Genomic DNA, 14,518 nt, shown 5'->3' with positions numbered 1-14,518 from the left:
CGCAGAAGGGTCCTTCCGGCAAAAGCTGGAAGGACCCTTCTGTTTCAACGCGCAATTTCCGGCGCCGCAGCGCAGTGGCCTAGGCGAGTGTGGTGCGCTTGGCGCTGTACATTTCCTCGATCACGTTCTCGAAGTCCTTGAGCACCTGCGCGCGCTTGACCTTCATGGAGGGGGTCAGGTGGCCCGATGCCTCGGTGAAGTCGGCCGGCACGATCCGGAAGGACTTGATCGCCTCGGCCTGGGACACCGACTGGTTGGCGTGGTTGATGAGTTCCTGGACGGCGGCCTTGACCGCGGGGTTCTCGGCAGCTTCGGCAAGCGAGGTCGAGGCCGGGAGCCCGTGGCGCCCCAGCCAGCCGGGAAGGGCTTCTTCGTCCAGCGTCACGAGGGCGCCGATGAACGGGCGGTTGTCGCCCACCACGAGCACCTGCGAGACGAGCGCGTCCGCCCGGATCTGGTCCTCCAGCAGGGCGGGGACCACGTTCTTGCCGCCGGCCGTGACGATGATTTCCTTCTTGCGCCCTGTGATGGTCAGGAACCCCTGCTCGTCCAGCTGGCCGATGTCGCCCGTGCGGAACCAGCCGTCGTCGAACGTCGCGGCGGTCAGGTCATCGCGCTTGTAGTAGCCGCGCATGACGCATACGCCCTTGGCGAGGATCTCGCCGTCGTCCGCGATCCTGACGGAGTTGCCCGGGATCGGGGCGCCGACGGTGCCGATCCTGATCAGGTCCGGGGTGTTCACGGTGACCGGCGCCGTGGTTTCGGTCAGCCCGTAGCCTTCCAGGATCTGCATGCCGATGCCCTGGAAGAAGTGGCCCAGCCGTTCACCGAGCGGGCCGCCGCCGGAAACGGCGTGGGAGACGTGCCCGCCCATGGCGGCCCGGAGCTTGCCGTACACGAGCTTGTCGAACAAGGCGTGCTTGAGCTTCAGCACGAGGCCCACCTTGCCGGCCTGCCGCGCCCGGGAGAATTCGATGGCGGTGTCCGCGGCGCGGTGGAAGATGGCGCCCTTGCCGCCGTCCTCGGCCTTGGTCAGGGCGGAGTTGTAGACCTTTTCGAAGACGCGCGGGACGGCGAGGATGAAGGTCGGTTTGTAGCTCTGCAGATCCGGCAGCAGGTTCTTGATATCCGGTGTGTGCGCCACCGTGACGCCGGCGGCCACGGCCAGCACGGAGATGAAGCGCGCAAAGACGTGCGCCAATGGCAGGAACATGATGGTCCTGGCCTGCTCGTGCACAATCGTGCCCAGCGATGTGGCCAGGGCGTTCTCGGAGAGTTCCACAAAGTTGCCGTGGGTCAGCTCGCAGCCCTTCGGCCGGCCGGTGGTTCCGGAGGTGTAGATGATCGTGGCGATGTCGCTCAGGGATGCCTGGCTGCGCCGCGCCTCGAGGTCGGCGTCGCTGATGCCGGCTCCCGCCGCACGGACCTCGTCGAGGCTGTCGCCCTCAAGCTGCCAGACATGCTGCAGGGCGGTGAGCCCTTCGGAGGTGGCTGCCTGCCGGATGATGTCCTCGTGGTGCGCGGATTCGCCGAATGCGGCCACGGCGCCGGAGTCGCCGAGGTTCCAAGCCACCTGCGAGGGGGAGGACGTTTCGTAGATCGGGACTGAGACGGCGCCGGCGAACCAGATGGCGAAGTCGATCAGGGCCCATTCATACCGGGTGCGGGACATGATGCCGACGCGGTCGCCGGCGCCCACGCCGCTGGCCATCAGGCCCTTGGCGAGGGCCGTGACGTCGGCCAGGAAATCCGTGGCACGGACGTCCTGCCACTGGCCTGCTGCATCGAGCCGTGAGAACAGGGCCGGGTTGGAGGCCTTGGCCGCCTGGCGTACCACGAGATCGGTGACGTTGGTGTCCGGATCGACATTCACCAGGGGCGGGACAATCATTTCTCGCACGACAGCTCCTTTGGTATCCATAGGCCCGCAACGGGTACCGCTAAGCCTAGTATGCGGTCCCGCGATGGTGTGTTCTGCGACACCTACTGGCCAGTAACTTTACGGTCAGGCCCGCCGTTCCGCCAGTCCGGAGTGCCGGGAACGCCGGCGGCAGGGCCGCGTTGTTGCCTCACGCAGTGGCGTAGCGCACCGACGTCATGCTGCTTCGCCTGCGCGGTTGTGTGGACCCGGGCGAATAGAATGGGGCACCATGCAGACACCAACACCCGGCCGGCAGCCCGGCCTGCGCCGCCGGACCGCCGCTTGGCGGAGCCGGACCCTGGCCGGAGCGGCTGCCGCAGCCGGGCACGACCTTCGTTCACCGCTGCGGCTGGGCCGCAAGGGCCTGGCGATCGGCGTCGACATCGGGGGAACCAAAGTCGCCGCCGGCGTGGTCGATGCCGACGGCCGGATCCTCAGCCAGGCGAAACGCTCCACCCCGGGCAACGACCCACGCGCCGTGGAGCAGGTCATTGTCGAACTGGTCAAAGAACTGGGCGCAGGGCACCGGATCTGGTCGGTTGGCATCGGCGCCGCGGGCTGGATGGACCTGGATGGCGCGACGGTCCTCTTCAGCCCGCACCTGGCCTGGCGCAATGAACCCTTGCGCGATAACCTGCAGCGGCTGCTGCGCCGCCCCGTCCTACTGACCAACGACGCCGACGCCGCCGCCTGGGCGGAATGGCGCTTCGGCGCCGGGCAGGGACAGGACCGGCTGGTCTGCATCACCCTGGGCACCGGGATCGGCGGCGCCATGGTGATGGACGGACGGGTGGAACGCGGCCGCTTCGGGGTGGCCGGGGAATTCGGCCACCAGATCATCATGCCGGGCGGCCACCGCTGCGAGTGCGGCAACCGGGGCTGCTGGGAACAGTACGCCTCAGGCAATGCCCTCGGCCGTGAGGCCAGGGAACTGGCCGCCGCGAATTCCCCGGTGGCCCAGGAACTGCTCAAGGCTGTCGACGGCGACGTCGGACGCATCACGGGTGTGATCGTGACCGAACTGGCCAAGGCCGGGGACCCGACATCCCGCGAACTCCTCGAGGACGTGGGGGAATGGCTGGGCCTTGGCCTGGCCAACCTCGCGGCGGCCCTGGACCCGGGGAAGTTCGTGATCGGCGGCGGACTCTGTGATGCCGGCGAGCTGCTCGTCGCACCCGCCCGGAAGGCCTTCGCCCGGAACCTCACCGGCCGTGGCTTCCGGCCCGCGGCCGAAATCGACCTTGCAGCCCTCGGACCGAACGCCGGGCTGATCGGCGCGGCCGACCTCTCCCGGGTCAGCAGCCGCATGCATACGTAGGTCACACCCGAGGCAGGGACGCGGCTATGGCAGCCGGAAACGCGTGGACCCGGTGACCGCGGGGACTACACCCGCGCGCCGTCGTCGTGCTCGTCCTTCTCGTCCGGGAGCTTCATGATCAGGAATACCACCGACGCCGCGAACACGGCCACGATGCCAAGGATCGCCAGCAGCGGTGCCGAGCGCCAGAACATCGCCGCAAGCACCAGCGCAATCGGGCCGCCCACCGCGCCAAGCCACGCCAGGACGGTCATGGGGTCCGCCCCGGCCAGGCTGGGCGGCTCCTCCGGGACGAACGCGCCGTCGTCGTCGTCGGGCTCATAGTCGCGGGGACCGGCGGCAGTGTCAGGAACGTCGCTGCTGCTGGCAGCCGCGGGCTTCCCCGGAGCAGGAGACTGCCGCTCCTTGGCCGAGAGCTCGATCGGCGCGGCACCTGCCAGACCCAGCGGGTCAAAATCGCGGAATGTCCTGGCCGCCGGGGAACTGGAGCCGGCGCCGGTGCTGCCCGTTCCGCCGGCCAGCCCTCCCGTCGCTTCGTCCGAGTCGACTCCTACGCCTTCCAGCCGGGCGACCAGATCCAGCCACACGGCGTCGTCATCGGCAGAGAGCGCATCGGCAGACTGCGCATCCGCGGACAGGGCGTCCGCGGACAGGGCGTCCGCGGCGGCGGATTCCGGGGACCCATTGGCAGGGGACTCATTGGCAGGGGAGACCTGGGACGGGGACTCGCCGGAGGGCTGAACACCGGAAGCATCCGGTGCGGGAGGCCGGGAGTCGGCGGGGTCCGGTTCCGGTGTCTCCGGGTCGGGGGTCTCGGGGTCCGGGACGTTGGGGTCCGGTTTAGTCATTGGCCGTGTCCTTCCGGCTGGCGCGGGCGGCGTCCGGGCTGGCCGGGGATGCCACGGACCGGACAAAGTCGGCCGTCCCACGGAAGATCTCGGGCGCGTCGTTGTCCATGGTAGCCACGTGGTAGCTGTTTTCCAGCCGGACCACCTCCAGCGGGGCGTTGGTCAACCCGCGGCGCAGGGCCACCATGCTGGATTCGGACACCACGTGATCCACCGCAGAACGGTAGACCCGGACGGGCGCGGTGATGCGGGGCAGCAGCCGAACGGTGTCCTTGAACATCTTGTTGAGCTCGTGCGCGGCCGCCACCGGAGTCCGCGGGTACGCTCCCTCATCCATGCCCGGTTTGAGGATGTCATTCGCGATCGCGGGGGTGCTCTTGAGGACGAACTTCAAGACGCCGGCCAGCGGGGCACGCGGATCATCGATGACCAGGCCGGGGTTGACCACCACAACTCCCGCCACGGGCCGGGTGGCCGCGATCCGCAATGCCAGCGCACCGCCCATGGACAGCCCGGCCACCACTACGACGTCGCATTCCCCGGCAAGTTCGAGGTATGCCGCGTCCAGGGCTTCGTGCCAGTCCTGCCAGCGGGTCCTGGCCAGCTCTTGCCAGCTTGTTCCGTGGCCCGGGAGCAAGGGCATCCGGACGGCGAACCCGGCCGCGGCCAGTGACAACGCCCAGTCCCGCACGCCATGCGGGCTGCCGGTGAAGCCGTGGGAAACCACGACGCCGGTCCGGGGACCGGTTCCGGTGAACGGGCTGCTGAACGGCGAGTGGTCCGGGAGGATGCTCATGGGGTCTCCGAGGGTGCGGGGGGCGGCATGGTGGATCGTGTCTGGGTGGCATGGGCGTGCTGCAGGAAGAAACGCACCGATTCCTCAAAGAGTAGCGGCGCGTCGGCATCCAGCGTGGCAACGTGCCCGCTGTTTGGCAGGGGAACCACCGTCAGGTCCCGGGATCCGAGCCGCCTGCGCAGCAGGGCCAGGGACGACGGCGGGACCACGGCGTCGGTGTCGGACTTGAAGACCAGGGCGGGGGCCCGGACGGCGGGCAGGTCCCGCAGGGTCGGGGAGAACAGTCGGCGCAGCTGGTGGACGGCGGCCAGCGGCGTCAGGGAGTAGTCGCCGTCGTCCGTAATGGCCGCCGTCGGATTCGCCTCCTGGAGCGGCGTCGTCGTGCGCTGGAAGTACTTGAGCAGTCCCACCACCCTGACCCTGCGGTCATAGAAGCTCAAGCCGGGATTGACTGCGGCCACGCCGGCCACGCTGTGGCGGGCGGCCGTACGCAGGGCGATGGTGCCGCCCATGGACAGCCCGGCGACGTAGCAGGTGCTGGTTCGGGCGGACAGGTCCAGGTACGCCGTCTCAAAGCTCGTGTACCAGTCCTGCCATCCCCGCCGTGCGAGGTCGCGCCAGTGGGTGCCGTGCCCGGGCAGGAGCGGCACAGATACCGCGAAACCCTGGTCGGCAAGATGCTGCGCCCAGGGCAGGATGCTGAGCGGGCTGCCCGTGAAGCCGTGGCAGATGGCCACGCCGGCCCGGGCGTTGGGGCCGTGGCCGGGGTAGCTGAAAGCGGCGGGCGCCGGGGGAGTGCTGCTTTCAGTCATGAGCCCATCGTGTCACCCTTGGCGGCAAAACTCACTAGAGTAAGGTGTCCATTGAAGTCCTGGCCGGGCCCGATTTGGGCGGCCGGCCAGACGCCTTCCGGAGAGGTCACCGAGTGTTTTATTGGTTCATGAAGACGTTTGTCCTGGGACCAGTGCTGAAGCTGCTGTTCCGGCCCTGGGTCAAGGGCCTGGACAACGTCCCGGCCCAGGGTGCCGCGATCCTGGCCTCGAACCACCTCTCCTTTTCGGATTCCATCTTCATGCCGGTCATGGTGCCGCGGCCGGTGGTCTTCCTGGCGAAATCCGAATATTTCACCGGCACGGGGATCAAGGGCAGGCTGACCGCTGCCTTCTTCCGGCTCACCAACCAGCTCCCCATGGACAGGTCCGGGGGAGCCGCGTCCGCGCAGTCCCTGAACGCCGGCATGGAGGTGCTTAAGAACGGCTCGCTCATGGGCATCTATCCCGAGGGGACACGCAGCCCCGACGCGCGCCTCTACCGCGGCAAGGTGGGCGTTGCCCGCCTTGCGCTGCAGGCCCGGGTACCGGTCATCCCGGTGGCAATGATCGGAACGGACAAAGTCCAGCCGATCGGCAAGCGAGTGCCCAACATCCGCCGCATCGGCATGATCTTCGGCGAACCACTCGACTTCAGCCGCTACTACGGGATGGAGGATGACCGGATGGTCCAGCGTTCGGTGACGGACGAGATCATGTATGAACTGATGCGGCTCTCCAGCCAGGAATACGTGGACGAGTACGCCGCCGTCGTGAAGCTCCGCATGGCCGGCAAGGCGCAGGACGCCGCCCCGGACACGGCCCCCGCTGGCCCCGATGCTGCGCAGGAATCAGCTCCCGACACAACGCCCGACACAAGGCCCGACACAAGGCCCGGCGAGGACAGCCCGGAGGTTCCCGGGACCGCGTGAGGGGCGCCACAGCTTCCATATGACGGCAACGGAGCTGTCAATGACAGGCCGGGCCGCTGAACTTCCGCGGGGCAACTATCCTTAGAAGGTGACCGAGCTATCTGAGAAACCAGTTTCCCCGCTGACCAGCACCGCCCAGAGCGGAGCCGCCAACTATCCCGGACTGGACAACTGGCGGGAACTCCAGGCCTCGCAGCAGCCCACATGGACGGACCCGGCAGTGTTCGAGGCCTCCGTCAAGGAACTTTCCGTCCTCCCGCCCCTCGTGTTCGCCGGCGAAGTGGACATCCTGCGCGAACGGCTGGCCGCCGCCGCGCAGGGCAAGGCGTTCCTGCTCCAGGGCGGCGACTGCGCCGAGACCTTCGAGGCCGCGACGGCGGACAAGATCAGCGCCCGCGTCCGAACCATCCTGCAGATGGCCGTCGTCCTCACCTACGGTGCGGCCATGCCCGTCATCAAGATGGGCCGCATGGCCGGCCAGTTCGCCAAGCCACGGTCCTCCAACGATGAAACGCGCGACGGCGTCACCCTGCCGGCCTACCGCGGCGACATCGTCAACGGCTACGACTTCACCCCCGAATCCCGCGCCCACGACGCCGGCCGGATGCTGAAGGCGTACCACACCTCCGCCTCGACCCTGAACCTGATCCGCGCCTTCACGCAGGGCGGCTTCGCTGACCTGCGCCTCGTACACCAGTGGAACAAGGGCTTCACCGAGAACCCGGCCCACGCCCGCTACGAGTCCCTGGCCCGGGACATCGACCGCGCCATCAAGTTCATGTCCTCCTGCGGCGCCGACTTCGAGGCACTCAAGCGCGTCGAGTTCTACGCGAGCCACGAAGCCCTGCTGCTCGACTACGAGCGCGCGCTGACCCGCATCGACTCGCGCACCGGGCTGCCCTACGACACCTCGGCGCACTTCCTGTGGATCGGGGAGCGCACCCGCGAACTGGACCACGCACACGTTGATTTCCTTTCCCGCGTCCGCAACCCGATCGGCGTGAAGCTCGGCCCCTCGACCAGCGGCGACGACGCCCTGCGCCTGATCGACAAGCTGGATCCGGAGCGGGAACCGGGCCGGCTCACCTTCATCACCCGCATGGGCGCCAGCAACATCCGCGAGAAGCTGCCCGCGATCGTCGAGCGCGTCACCGCCTCCGGGGCACAGGTCCTGTGGGTCACCGACCCCATGCACGGCAACACGGTCACCTCGCCCAACGGCTACAAGACCCGCAACTTCGACGACGTCATCGACGAGGTCCGCGGATTCTTCGAAGTCCACCACGCGCTGGGGACCGTTCCCGGCGGCCTGCACGTGGAGATGACGGGCGACGACGTCGCCGAGTGCCTCGGCGGGGCAGACCCGATCGACCAGGAAGCCTTCCTGGACCGCTACGAGTCGGTCTGCGATCCACGCCTGAACCACATGCAGTCGCTCGAAATGGCGTTCCTTGTGGCCGGCGCCCTCGCCAAGCGCTAGGGAACAGCACCCCGGCAACGTAAAAAGCTCCGCCCGGCTGGATCCAGCCGGGCGGAGCTTTTCTGTGTGGTGGACTTGTGTGGTGGGCCTGTGCGGTCGGGTTGGCCAGATCGGGTTGGCCTGCTCGGGGCAGGCTGTCGACGGCTGGCGCCTCCGGTCAGACGACAGTCAGCGTGATCAGTGAGCCTTCCGGCACGCTCGTGTTGACCGGATCCTGGGCGCGGACTGTTCCGAAGAATCCGCCCAGAATCTCATCGATCTTGACCTCGAAGCCGAGCTGTTCGAGGGCTTGCTTGGCTTCCTTGGCCTGTTTCCCGATGAAACTGGGTACCTCGACGAGCTTGGGGCCCTTCGAGATGGTCAGCGTGACTGCACCGCCCTTGGTCAGGTTGCCGGAGGCCGGGTCCTGTGCCAGCACGGCTCCCTTGGGCACGTTCTTGTCGTTGACGGGCTCGGGGGCCACCACGGCCTTCAGCCCGGCAGCCTCGAGGGCCTTGACGGCGGCACCCTGCTCCTGGCCCCGGACGTCCGGAACCGGAATGGGCTGCGGGCCCTTGGAGACCGTGAGGCCCACGGGCGTCCCGTGCTTGACCGGGTTGCCGCTGCGCGGCGCCTGGGCCAGGACGGTGCCGGCAGGTGCCGATTCATCGAACGTCTCGGTAACCGGTCCCAGCGCCATCTGGGCGCCGTTGAGGGCTGTCTTGGCCTCGTCCAGGGTCTTGCCGGTGAGCTCCGGGAGCGGGAACAGCTCTGGCCCCTTGGATACGGCAAGGGACACCGGCTGGAACTTGCGGATGACTTCGCCGGCGTTCGGTTCCGAGCCGACCACCAGGCCCGGCGAGACGTCGTCGTCGTAGACATCCTTGACGGTGGATTGGAATCCGGCGGTGCGGAGCAAATCCTGGGCCTCGGCAACGGTCTTGTTGGCTACCGGGGGAATCGTGCCGGGCGAGCCCGGACCCATGCCAAAGAACCAGCCGGCGACGGCGGCGAGCAGCGCCGCGACGACCAGCAGGACAATCCACAGCAGTCCGCGGCGCCGCGGGTTCCCCTCGTGCAGGGTCTTGGTGGGCGTGGCCGCAGCGCGCTGGCGGGCCTTCTCCTCGTCGCGGTCCAGCTTGCGCTGGGTGCGCTTGCTGGGCGGAACTGCGACTTCCGCCGGATCCTCATACCCGGCGGCGCCGTCGTAGGCCGCCTCGTCCGGGGTGGACAAGGGCCCGTACGCCGGCCGCCGCGGGGCATTGGACATCACGGTGGTCGGGTTGCCGCCGGCGCGGGAGATCATCTCCGTGGGCTGGGCGAAGCTGCCGTACATCTCGGTGGGCATTTCCGTGGGCGGCTGCACATAGGCAGTGTCCTGGGCAGTGTCCTGCGCGTCCGACGCCGGGACGGCAACGCCGGGCGTACGGTCCGGCGGGGCTGCCGCCACCGCGGGCAGCGGGCTGCGGACAGCTGCCGGAGGCTGGAGGTCGAGTTCGGCGTCGCTGAGGTTGGTCCTGATGTGCCGAAGCTCGGATAGCAGGGCGCTTCCGTCCACGGGGCGCTTGTCCGGGTCCCTGTCAGTGCACCACTGGACAAGTTCGTCGATCTCCGCGGCCAGCCCGGGTACGGCAACGGAGGGAGCCTCCACGGTGCCATTGACGTGCTGGTAGGCCACCTGGATGGGCACCTCGCCGTCGAACGGCTGCCGGCCGGTGATCATTTCGTAGAGCATGATGCCCACCGAATAGATGTCGCTACGGGCGTCCGCCTGCTTGCCCAGGACCAGTTCGGGGGAGAGGTAGGCGACAGTCCCGATCAAGGCTCCGGTGCTTGTGGACGTCGAGATGGCGCGGGCCAGGCCGAAGTCGCCGAGCTTGATCCGCCCGTCGTCGGCGATCAGGACGTTCTCCGGTTTGATGTCGCGGTGGATCATGCCGGCGGCGTGTGCGGCGCCCAGTCCTTCGACCACCGGATCGATCAGCGCCAGGGCCAGCCGCGGCGACAGGGCACCCTTGTCATTGAGGACGTCCCGGAGCGTGTGGCCCTTGATGAATTCCATGACCAGATAGGCGAGCCGGCCGTCCTCGCCCTGGTCCAGGACACCCACCACATGGGGGTGGGAGAGGCGGGCGGCAGCTTTGGCCTCGCGCCCCAGCCGGTCGAGGAACTGCGGGTCGTCGGCCAGGTGGGGATGGAGCACCTTCAGCGCGACATCGCGCTCAAGGCGCTGGTCCGTGGCAAGGTACACGGTGGACATCCCACCGCGGGCGAGCCTGGATTGAACCCGGTAGCGGTTGTCCACCAGGTTCCCGACGAGAGCGTCCGACACGTATTCTTGCACCTTACAATCGTAGTCGCTGAACGGAACGGGCCCGGATCACCATGCGATCCGGGCCCGAAGCGTCACGCTCCGACCTGCTGGAGCGTGGGGTGGCTATGCAATTTAGCGGAACAGCGTCCGGTTGGCATTGATGGCAGCGACATAGCCCTTGGTGTCCTCAAACATGCCATTCTGGCTGACCGAGTACTGGCCCTGGTAGTAGCCGGCGATCGCCGAATCCAGGTCGGGGCTGGTGCGGACCAGTTGGCGGATGATCGCGATGCCTGCCGTGGCGTTGTCGTACGGGTCCAGCAGATTCAGCTTGCGGCCAACGAGGTCCGAGGCCCACTCGCCGGAGGACGGGATGACCTGCATGGTGCCGATCGCATTGGCCGGCGACACCGCGCGCTGGTCGAAGCCGGACTCCTGGAAGGCAAATGCCAGCGCGAGGCTGGCGTCCACGCCCATGCGGCGCGCCGTGTCCGCCACGATCGACTTCATCTGTTGGCGGCTGGGGACCGGAGAGGCGTTGAGCAGCGCCTTGTTCTGGTTGGCCGAGCTGACCACCGCGGCCGGGTAGCTGAACCCGAGGAACGTGCTGGGCACCAGGGGTGCGGTTGCAGTCGGGGTGCTCGACGCCGGTGCGATCGTCGACGCGCCGGGAATGGCAAGCTTCTGGCCCGGGTAGATGATGCTCGACATCGTCAGCCGGTTGGCCGAGAGCACATCCGAGAGCCTGACGTTGTTGCGGGCCGCGATGCCGGAGAGGGTGTCGCCCGCCTTGATCGTGTACGAGGCAGAGCTTGCCGGCTTGGGCGCCGACGTCGCCGGTGCTGTCGCAACCGGAGCGGAGGGCGCCGGGGCGCTGGAACCGCCGCCGACCTTGACCTTCTGGCCGGGATAGATCACCGAACCCATGCCAAGCCCGTTCCACTTGAAGACCTCGGACAGCCCGACGCCGTGGCGGGCGGCGATGCCGCTCAGCGTGTCGCCCGGCTTCACGACGTAGACCGTGCCGCCACCGGAGGCGGCCGTAACGGGGGCGGACGTGGCCGGGGCGGCCGGAGTGACTGCCGGCGCCGGTGCCGAACCCGTGAGCCTGATGTTCTGCCCCGGGTAGATGATGGTGTTCGCCTGCAGATTGTTCAGCTTCAGCACGGCAAAGGTGTCCAGGCCGTAGCGGCCGGCGACAGCACTGATGGTGTCGCCGCGGGCAATCGTGTACACGGCGGGAACGGCAGACTGAGCGGGCCGCATGGCGCTTGGCAGTGTTGCCGGGACGGAGGCCGCGGGGATCACCGCCGCCTTCAGGGCCGTTGCCGTGTCTGCCTTCGCCTGGGCACGCATGGCGGCCGCGAGGGTGGCCGGCACCGTACGAATGCGCGATTCGGCCGCGGCAGGCTGGGCGATCGCCAGGGAGGAAAGCACGACGGCGGGAAGCGCCGCCGTCGTCGCCGCGATCAGCGGCAGGCTGCGCCCCGGACGGAGCTGTGGCGAACGTGAGGTTGTCATTGGAAAGATCCTCTTCTCAGCGGCAACGCTGCGGTCAGGCCGGTAGAACTGGTGTTACCAGTGTGACAAAAGTTATTTCTGTTACAAATGTGATCTATGTGAATCTCTCATGAATTGGCAATTAGCACAAGAACCCTTTGACATTCCGTAAACCAGCCTCCGGCGGAGTGTCGGCAAAAAGACGGCCCGCGGAGTCCCGTTTGGACCCGGGCGGCATTCCAGCAGGCGGGGTGAAGCACGGCCGCGGCCATCATTACCGCGGCTGCCGACTAGGCGGCGGGGCACCGGCCGTGGCAATCTTTATCCGTGAGTAATGTAGAAAGCCTCGTGGGCGAATGGCTGCCCCTGCCCGATGTCGCACAGCTTATGAATGTATCTATTACCAAAGTCCATGCACTTCTGGACGAGCGTGCGCTGGCGGCTGTGAGAATCGGCGACCGGCGCATCCGGTCCGTGCCTGCGGCTTTCATCCAGGACGGGCACGCAGTGGAAAGCCTGAAGGGCACCATCGTTGTCCTCTCGGACGCCGGATACTCGGACGAAGAACTGATCAGTTGGCTCTTTACCCCGGACGAGTCCCTCCGCGGCCGGCCGATTGACGCCCTCCGGGAAGGGCGCAAGACCGAAATCCGCCGCAGGGCGCAGTCACTGGCCTGGTAGGGGCAGGCCGGCGCCTTCAATAAACCGGCAGCATCCCTGCAGGGTGCCATTGCGGGCCGTGTACAGCTCATATCGCTGTGCACGGCCCGCTGCGTTTTAAGCTGGTGTTTGGCCGGTTTCGTCCCTGGTTTTTTGTCCTGGTTTTTTGCCCTGGGCTAGGCGGCGCGGCTCACCGTTGCCTCGGCCAGCCTGCGGAGCGCGGTCTTGGGCAGCTCCTCCAGTGGCAGGAGGTCCAGGGCGGCGAAGGCCGCCTTGCCGAACTCCTCGATCAGTACTTCCGTGGCGTTGAGCGCGCCGCAGTCCACGATGATCCGCCGGATCTCCTCGATGTCCGCATCGCTGAGATCGGGGCTGCCCAGCTTGGCGTCGATGAATTCCGATTCGTCCGCCGAGGCCTGGTCCAGGGCGAAGGCCACCAGGACGGTGCGCTTGCCCTCACGGAGATCGTCACCGGCAGGCTTGCCGGTAGTGACAGGATCGCCGAACACGCCAAGGACATCGTCCCGCAGCTGGAACGCCTCGCCGAGCGGCAGCGCAAAGGCGGAATAGCCGCGCAGCAGTTCGTCGCCGGCGCCGGCCAGGGCGCCGCCCAGTGCGAGTGGATGCTCGGTGGAGTACTTGGCCGACTTGAACCGGATGATGGACTGGGCCCGGCTGACCGCACCCGCACGGTCCCGCCTGGGCCCGGCGACCTCTTCCAGGATGTCCAGGTACTGCCCGGCCATCACTTCGGCGCGCATGAGGTTGAAGATGAGCCGGGCCGGGCTGCCGGAGGCGGCGCGGTGTCCGATCTCGGTGAAGGATTCCTCGCTGAAGGACAGGCACAGATCGCCGGTCAGGATAGCCGCCGCATGCCCGAACCGCTCGCTGTCCAGCGCCCAGCCCTGGGCCTCGTGCAGTTCGATGAACCGGCGGTGGACGCTGGGGCCGCCCCGCCGGGTATCCGAGCGGTCAATGATGTCATCGTGGATCAGGGCCGCGGCCTGGAACAGCTCCAGGGCCGAGCCTGCCGTGACCACCTCAGCCGCGCCGGCCTCGCCGCCGGCGCCACGCCAGCCCCAATAGCACATGAGTGCCCGCAGGCGCTTTCCGCCCGTGACCAGGTTTGAGATCGAGCCCATGAGCGGATCAATGTCCTGGGAGATCGAGGACATGACGGCCTGGCGGCTGGTCAGGAAATCCGTGAGCTTGCCGGCGACGGCGGCCACGAACTCCGCCTGCTCGAGCCGCAGCTGTTCAGCGAGACTCACTTGACGGACTCGGCAGCCACGTTCGCGCCAATGGTGAAGGTGGACACACCCGATTTCTCCATGACGGAGATGTTCACGGTCTCGTTGTCCCCGCGAAGGAAGTCCTTGGAGGGCACCGCGCCTACGGATTCACCGGGCACCGCCTTGAATCCCTGTGCCTCCAGCCCCTTGGTATAGAAGGCCAGGACGTCGGCGGCAGGGGCCGTGATGCTGCCGACCAGTGCCACGGTTGCCGGCACAGTGGTCTTGTCAAAGCTGCTGGACACCACCTTGGCTCCGGGCATGAGCGGCAGGAGCGCCTGCGGGAAGCCGGGAACCAGGGCGCCGACCGTGGCCGAGGTGCCGGGCTCCGCGGAGGGGCTGGGAGGAGCCGTGGTGGAGGACTGCGGAGATGCGGAGGAGCCCGACGCCGACGTCGCCGGGCTCCCGCTGCCGGCTGGCGTGCATGCCGCCAAGGCCAATAACGTGCCCGCCGCCGCGAGGGCCGCTGCGGCACGTTTGCGCTGTCCAAATACCTTCACAGGGATTTTCCTCCTGGTGTTGACACGGTGTTGACGCGGAATCAGCCTCCAGTTTAGTCAGTCCCCGGGCATAGGATTGAAGACGTGGGGCCGGACGCAGACAATCAGCAGGGAGCGCAGGGGAATGTGCGCCACTATCCGTCGTCGAATCCGGTGCCGAATCCGCAGT

12 protein-coding genes are annotated in these 14,518 nt (G+C 67.7%); 4 read left to right on the top strand and 8 right to left on the bottom strand.

Going from position 1 to position 14,518, the window contains the following annotated elements; translation table 11 throughout:
• Positions 1 to 79: 79 nt before the first annotated feature.
• Positions 80 to 1,900, bottom strand: coding sequence for an AMP-dependent synthetase/ligase (locus AB4089_RS16695; RefSeq protein WP_441410388.1), 1,821 nt, complete (start codon positions 1,898 to 1,900; stop codon positions 80 to 82).
• Positions 1,901 to 2,150: 250 nt separating this feature from the next.
• Between AB4089_RS16695 and AB4089_RS16690 the strand changes: the two genes are divergently transcribed.
• Complete coding sequence (locus tag AB4089_RS16690) at positions 2,151 to 3,239, top strand: ROK family glucokinase (protein WP_441410387.1); 1,089 nt, start codon at positions 2,151 to 2,153, stop codon at positions 3,237 to 3,239.
• A 65-nt stretch (positions 3,240 to 3,304) separates the two neighbouring features.
• On the opposite strand, the gene AB4089_RS16685 is transcribed toward AB4089_RS16690, so the two are convergent.
• From AB4089_RS16685 to AB4089_RS16675, 3 genes are read right to left on the bottom strand one after another with little or no spacing between them, the layout of a single operon-like run.
• Positions 3,305 to 4,087, bottom strand: a complete 783-nt coding sequence (locus tag AB4089_RS16685; protein ID WP_441410386.1) for a hypothetical protein — start codon at positions 4,085 to 4,087, stop codon at positions 3,305 to 3,307.
• Positions 4,080 to 4,883 carry an alpha/beta hydrolase gene (locus tag AB4089_RS16680; RefSeq protein ID WP_441410385.1) on the bottom strand — a complete coding sequence of 268 codons (804 nt, stop codon included), beginning with the start codon at positions 4,881 to 4,883 and terminating at the stop codon, positions 4,080 to 4,082. The genes AB4089_RS16685 and AB4089_RS16680 overlap by 8 nt, the downstream gene beginning before the upstream one ends.
• Positions 4,880 to 5,695 carry an alpha/beta hydrolase gene (locus AB4089_RS16675; RefSeq protein ID WP_441410384.1) on the bottom strand — a complete coding sequence of 272 codons (816 nt, stop codon included), beginning with the start codon at positions 5,693 to 5,695 and terminating at the stop codon, positions 4,880 to 4,882. The genes AB4089_RS16680 and AB4089_RS16675 overlap by 4 nt, the downstream gene beginning before the upstream one ends.
• Positions 5,696 to 5,808: 113 nt before the next feature.
• Here AB4089_RS16675 and AB4089_RS16670 point away from each other — a divergent pair, with 113 nt between their 5' ends.
• On the top strand, positions 5,809 to 6,624 hold the full coding sequence (locus AB4089_RS16670; RefSeq protein ID WP_441410383.1) for a lysophospholipid acyltransferase family protein: 816 nt from the start codon (positions 5,809 to 5,811) through the stop codon (positions 6,622 to 6,624).
• An 88-nt stretch (positions 6,625 to 6,712) separates the two neighbouring features.
• Entirely contained in the window at positions 6,713 to 8,104 is a 1,392-nt protein-coding gene (locus tag AB4089_RS16665; RefSeq protein WP_441410382.1) for a class II 3-deoxy-7-phosphoheptulonate synthase, read from the top strand.
• 157 nt (positions 8,105 to 8,261) lie between these two features.
• Here AB4089_RS16665 and AB4089_RS16660 read toward each other — a convergent pair whose 3' ends face one another.
• Positions 8,262 to 10,427: a protein kinase domain-containing protein gene (locus tag AB4089_RS16660; RefSeq protein ID WP_441410381.1), complete on the bottom strand. Its 2,166-nt coding sequence runs from the start codon at positions 10,425 to 10,427 to the stop codon at positions 8,262 to 8,264.
• Positions 10,428 to 10,529: 102 nt separating this feature from the next.
• Positions 10,530 to 11,918 (bottom strand): LysM peptidoglycan-binding domain-containing protein, encoded by a 1,389-nt coding sequence (locus tag AB4089_RS16655; protein WP_441410380.1) that lies wholly within the window; start codon positions 11,916 to 11,918, stop codon positions 10,530 to 10,532.
• Between the two features lie 306 nt (positions 11,919 to 12,224).
• Here AB4089_RS16655 and AB4089_RS16650 point away from each other — a divergent pair, with 306 nt between their 5' ends.
• Entirely contained in the window at positions 12,225 to 12,578 is a 354-nt protein-coding gene (locus AB4089_RS16650; protein WP_441410379.1) for an Rv2175c family DNA-binding protein, read from the top strand.
• Positions 12,579 to 12,733: 155 nt separating this feature from the next.
• Here the strand turns inward: AB4089_RS16650 and AB4089_RS16645 are convergent, their stop codons facing one another.
• Together AB4089_RS16645 and AB4089_RS16640 are read right to left on the bottom strand one after the other, a co-directional pair.
• Positions 12,734 to 13,828 carry a polyprenyl synthetase family protein gene (locus tag AB4089_RS16645; protein ID WP_441410378.1) on the bottom strand — a complete coding sequence of 365 codons (1,095 nt, stop codon included), beginning with the start codon at positions 13,826 to 13,828 and terminating at the stop codon, positions 12,734 to 12,736.
• Entirely contained in the window at positions 13,825 to 14,349 is a 525-nt protein-coding gene (locus AB4089_RS16640) for a hypothetical protein (protein WP_441410377.1), read from the bottom strand. Before AB4089_RS16640 ends, AB4089_RS16645 begins: the two co-directional genes overlap by 4 nt.
• Positions 14,350 to 14,518: the final 169 nt, after the last annotated feature.

This window comes from Arthrobacter sp. 2MCAF15 (assembly GCF_052115605.1).
In the GTDB taxonomy this organism is placed as follows: domain Bacteria; phylum Actinomycetota; class Actinomycetes; order Actinomycetales; family Micrococcaceae; genus Arthrobacter.
Note: the sequence above shows the minus strand (reverse complement) of the source record. Positions and strands in the feature narration are given on the sequence as shown.